General features: G+C 38.2%; 6 protein-coding genes. 4 read left to right on the top strand and 2 right to left on the bottom strand.

What is annotated here, in order from left to right; all coding sequences use genetic code 11:
- The first annotated feature begins 2 nt into the window (after window positions 1-2).
- Entirely contained in the window at window positions 3-1,262 is a 1,260-nt protein-coding gene (locus tag RTR43_RS13900) for a dihydrolipoamide acetyltransferase family protein (protein ID WP_312472737.1), read from the top strand.
- Between the two features lie 4 nt (window positions 1,263-1,266).
- The gene (gene lpdA / locus RTR43_RS13895; protein ID WP_312472736.1) at window positions 1,267-2,682 is read left to right on the top strand and encodes a dihydrolipoyl dehydrogenase; all 1,416 of its coding nucleotides are present in this window, start codon (window positions 1,267-1,269) and stop codon (window positions 2,680-2,682) included.
- A gap of 471 nt (window positions 2,683-3,153) precedes the next feature.
- On the opposite strand, the gene RTR43_RS13890 is transcribed toward lpdA, so the two are convergent.
- Window positions 3,154-3,588, bottom strand: coding sequence for a DUF1885 family protein (locus RTR43_RS13890; RefSeq protein ID WP_248736800.1), 435 nt, complete (start codon window positions 3,586-3,588; stop codon window positions 3,154-3,156).
- A gap of 162 nt (window positions 3,589-3,750) precedes the next feature.
- Here RTR43_RS13890 and RTR43_RS13885 point away from each other — a divergent pair, with 162 nt between their 5' ends.
- The gene (locus RTR43_RS13885) at window positions 3,751-4,050 is read left to right on the top strand and encodes a DUF3055 domain-containing protein (RefSeq protein ID WP_312472735.1); all 300 of its coding nucleotides are present in this window, start codon (window positions 3,751-3,753) and stop codon (window positions 4,048-4,050) included.
- 164 nt (window positions 4,051-4,214) lie between these two features.
- Window positions 4,215-4,337 carry a GapA-binding peptide SR1P gene (locus tag RTR43_RS13880; protein WP_248736746.1) on the top strand — a complete coding sequence of 41 codons (123 nt, stop codon included), beginning with the start codon at window positions 4,215-4,217 and terminating at the stop codon, window positions 4,335-4,337.
- On the opposite strand, the gene RTR43_RS13875 is transcribed toward RTR43_RS13880, so the two are convergent.
- Window positions 4,290-4,557: hypothetical protein (locus RTR43_RS13875; RefSeq protein WP_312472874.1), on the bottom strand; the 268-nt coding region annotated here is incomplete at its 5' end. The two genes, RTR43_RS13880 and RTR43_RS13875, sit on opposite strands and share 48 nt — an antisense overlap.

Raw genomic sequence — 4,557 nt, 5'->3', positions numbered from 1 at the left:
AAATCGTTAAATGGTTTATCAAGCCTGGCGATAAAGTCCAAGAAGATGATGTACTTTGTGAAATACAAAATGATAAAGCAGTTGTTGAAATTCCTTCCCCTGTCGAAGGAACAGTTATTGAAGTTTTAATTGGAGAAGGAACCGTTGCAACAGTTGGACAGGTTCTCGTCACCTTTGATGCACCAGGATACGAAAACTTGCAATTTAAAGGTGATCATAGTGATGATGAGCCTAAACAAGAAGAAAAGGCAGTTGCACCAGCACCAGAGGCTACACCGCAGGTCACACCTGCTGTAGCTACACCATCTGTACAACCACAAACAGAAGTTGATCCAAATCACCGTATTATTGCTATGCCATCTGTCCGGAAATTTGCGCGTGATAAAGGGGTAGAAATTGGTTTAGTTGCAGGAACAGGTAAAAACGGACGTATCTTGAAAACTGATATTGAAACATTCTTAACCGGTGGAGCTCAAGCAGTAGCACCGCTGGCTCAAGCTCCAGCTCCTGAAGCTGTAAATCATGTAGAAACTAAAGCAGCACCTATCCCGCAAGGTGAATATCCTGAAACTCGTGAGAAAATGAGCGGTATTCGTAAAGCAATTGCAAAAGCAATGGTTAACTCAAAACATACAGCTCCACACGTAACACTAATGGATGAAATAGATGTAACGAAACTTGTTGCTCATCGTAAAAAATTCAAAGAAGTGGCTGCTGCTAAAGGCATTAAGCTTACTTTCTTACCATATATCGTAAAAGCATTAACAAGTGCATTACGTGAATTCCCTGCGCTTAATACATCTCTTGATGATGCAACAAGTGAGATTATCCATAAGCACTACTATAATATTGGAATTGCTGCTGACACGGAAAAAGGCTTATTAGTTCCGGTAGTAAAAGATGCAGACCGTAAGTCTGTTTTCAGTATTTCTAATGAAATTAATGAACTTGCAGGAAAAGCCCGTGATGGAAAGCTTTCACCTAACGAAATGAAGGGTGCGTCATGTACGATCTCAAATATTGGTTCTGCAGGTGGACAATGGTTTACTCCTGTTATTAACCACCCAGAAGTAGCTATCTTGGGTGTAGGTAGAATCGCTGAAAAACCAATTGTAAGAGATGGGGAAATTGTTGCTGCACCTGTATTGGCCCTTTCTTTAAGCTTTGACCACCGCATGATTGATGGTGCAACAGCACAAAATGCATTGAATCATATTAAACGTTTATTGAACGATCCAGAACTATTGTTAATGGAGGCGTAATAAAATGGTAGTAGGAGATTTCCCAATTGAAACAGATACTATAGTAATTGGTGCAGGTCCTGGGGGTTATGTTGCCGCGATTCGTGCAGCACAGCTTGGACAAAAAGTAACAATTGTTGAAAAGGAATATGTTGGCGGTGTTTGTTTAAATGTTGGCTGTATTCCTTCCAAAGCATTGATTTCAGCAGGTCACCGCTACGAAACAGCGATACATTCTGAAGCATTCGGAATTACAGCTGAAAATGTAAAAGTTGATTTTTCAAAGGTTCAACAATTTAAAGACGGAATCGTGAAAAAGTTAACTGGTGGTGTTGAAGGGTTATTAAAAGGAAATAAAGTGAACATTGTTCGTGGTGAAGCATACTTTGTGGATGCTAATACACTTCGTGTAATGGACGATAATTCTGCGCAAACCTATACCTTTAAAAATGCGATTATTGCAACTGGATCTCGTCCAATTGAGCTGCCAACATTTAAATATTCAAAACGCGTTCTTAATTCTACAGGAGCACTTAACTTAGCTGAAATTCCGGAAAAAATCGTTGTCATCGGCGGCGGTGTAATCGGTATTGAACTAGGGGGTGCATATGCAAACTTTGGTAGCCAAGTTACCATCTTAGAGGGTGCAGATGAAATCCTAGGTCTTGGAATTTTTGATAAGCAAATGGCTGCACTTGTTAAGCGCAGCATGAAGAAAAAAGGTGCGGAATTCTATACAAAAGCATTGGCTAAGGGCGTAGAAGAAACTGAAAATGGTGTAATTGTAACCTTCGAATCAAAAGGCGAAGAAATGAAACTCGAGGCTGATTATGTATTTGTAATGGTTGGACGCCGTCCTAACACTGATGAGATGGGTCTTGAACAAGTTGGTGTGAAAGTAAGTGATCGCGGGATTATTGAAATCGACAAACAATGTCGTACTAATATTAGCAATATTTACGCCATTGGTGATGTTGTTCAGGGTCCTCAATTAGCACATAAGGCATCATATGAAGCCAAAATTGCTGCTGAGGCAATTGCTGGCCACGCTTCAGTAATTGATTACTTAGGAATTCCGGCGGTTGTTTTCTCCGAACCTGAATTAGCTTCAGTCGGTTATACAGAAACGCAGGCTAAAGATGAAGGTATCGCTGTAATTGCGGCTAAATTCCCATTTGCTGCAAATGGTCGTGCCTTATCCTTGGATAGCGGTGATGGATTCTTAAAACTAATTACTCGTAAAGAAGACGGGCTGGTAATTGGAGCACAGATTGCCGGTGCAAGTGCATCAGATATGATTGCAGAATTGGGTCTTGCCATTGAAGCTGGAATGACAGCAGAAGATCTTGCCATGACCATTCATGCCCACCCAACACTTGGTGAAATTACAATGGAAGCAGCTGAAGTTGCATTAGGAACTCCTATACATGTAATCAAATAATGTAAAAAATAAGTCCTTTTCGTAAAAATGCGAAAAGGACTTTACTTTTTTAAAGCGAATATTATCTATATTATCATGTTTTTTGAATATACTTTTGCGAGGAGGGAAAAAATATCTTACTAACAGATTTATCACATATACTTAACCACAAAGGTTTGAGTATGAAAGAATGATTAATGTATGATGAGTGGTGATGATATGAAGGCTTATCTTGTCATAATTTTACAGTTTTTCATTTGGAGTGGATATACTTTTATTGAATGGTTATCAAAGCATGATCAACTGATATATAAGGTCTTGATGTTTTTTATATTTTTTTATTTAGCTTTCATAATTGGAAACCATGTGACAAAATCAGTACGGAAAACTCTCTTTATCACTTCATTAAGCTTGGTTATTTATACTTCGATTCATTATACATTGGCACAATTTATCCATTAAAAAAGCTCCTTTATGGAGCCGGTTTCGCCTTTACTTTCTTGGGTAGTAATACATGATTCTTTCGTTAAAAAGGTGTAGTTCTCCTTGCAGTTTTTTAGCAAGAAATTTACAAAATTCATTGGCCTTTCCTTTGTCACCAAATGTGGATTGGTCAGGTAGTGTGACCTGTATGTATGTTTGTTCGCTTTCTACGCCATCTTCACTTCTAACGGTTTCCGTATCAACACCTATTAATATAGTATTGTAGCGTTCATGGTTAGATTGTAAGTAAAACCATTTTCCTTTACCTTCCTCGGTTTCTTTCATGGCGTACGGAAAAGCATTTTCTCCGTATTGCCAATTCAATTGGGTTCCCGTTTTTACAGTAATATTTTTATAATAATGAATTAGCTCCTTAACCTCATCAATGGTTACTGTTTGTTTTGCAGATGAAGGCACAAGCTTAATAAAGGAATTATCAGCCATCATCATTACCCCCCTATTGGTCCATGTTATATGCTCTTCTATTCTAGCATTGAATAAAAAGTGCTGACAACACTTATAGAAATAAATTGCCAAGTTTCTTGTTATTCCACTGAAAATGAATTATAATAATATTCTAAATATTTAAAGAAAAGGAGGAGCCAAATGGAACTTTTTGATAAGCTCTATGATGAGCACGAAAACACAAAAGTAAGGTTTATTGGATTTACCACAGAGGATACCCGTTATGACTTTGGAATTGTTTATACCAATATGTTTTTTGGAAAGCCGCTTGTAATCTGCATGCAAACTGGACGTTCAACCCTCCTCGACCCAAAAGAAATTGAAGATATAGATTACCTTCAAACCGTATTCCGGATCCCAGATAAACAACAGGCCGCAGAATTAGCTGAGTTTTTTCGCGATACACTTCCGTCCATTCCTTTTGTCACTCAATATGAATAAAAATTACCGAAGAGGCCTGAATGGGGCCTTTTTTGATGAAATAATTTTAATTGTGACATACAAATTAGGCTTGAAATTTCAAATGTGATATATTATTATTGTATTAAGGATGTTTAAGCGCTTTCATATTATGATCATTCATTAAAGAAAAGGGGATTGAACAGATGGGTACTCTTGTATGCCAAACATGTAACTCTACTATTGATCATTTTGAAGATGAAAAAGTAACAGTGCTTTACTCAAAATGTAATTGTTGCGATGACCATCACGTTGACGAAGAAGTATAAATAAGATAAATAATAAAAACAGGATTCCGTATATATGGAATCCCCAGATTGTCGAGAAAGGGTATATTTCTCGACAATTTTTTTTAAATAATGGATTTGCCCTGCTAACTGGCCTGTTGATTTCCGCTCCAGGCACTCGCTTTCCGAGGGGAGGTCTCCGGGAGCCTCCTCGGCTCCTTTGGAGCCTGCGGGGTCTCCCGTGACCTCTCTATCCCGCAGG

It is taken from the genome of Neobacillus sp. (assembly GCF_031988165.1).
In the GTDB taxonomy this organism is placed as follows: Bacteria; Bacillota; Bacilli; order Bacillales; family Cytobacillaceae; genus Neobacillus; species Neobacillus rhizosphaerae.
Note: the sequence above shows the minus strand (reverse complement) of the source record. Positions and strands in the feature narration are given on the sequence as shown.

Bases quoted from the DNA above. Each gene is read 5' to 3' on its own strand.
- lpdA (WP_312472736.1), top strand. From the start codon at position 1,267: ATGGTAGTAGGAGATTTCCCAATTGAAACAGATACTATAGTAATTGGT.
- RTR43_RS13890 (WP_248736800.1), bottom strand. From the start codon at position 3,588: ATGGCTGATAATTCCTTTATTAAGCTTGTGCCTTCATCTGCAAAACAA.
- RTR43_RS13885 (WP_312472735.1), top strand. From the start codon at position 3,751: ATGGAACTTTTTGATAAGCTCTATGATGAGCACGAAAACACAAAAGTA.
- RTR43_RS13880 (WP_248736746.1), top strand. From the start codon at position 4,215: ATGGGTACTCTTGTATGCCAAACATGTAACTCTACTATTGATCATTTT.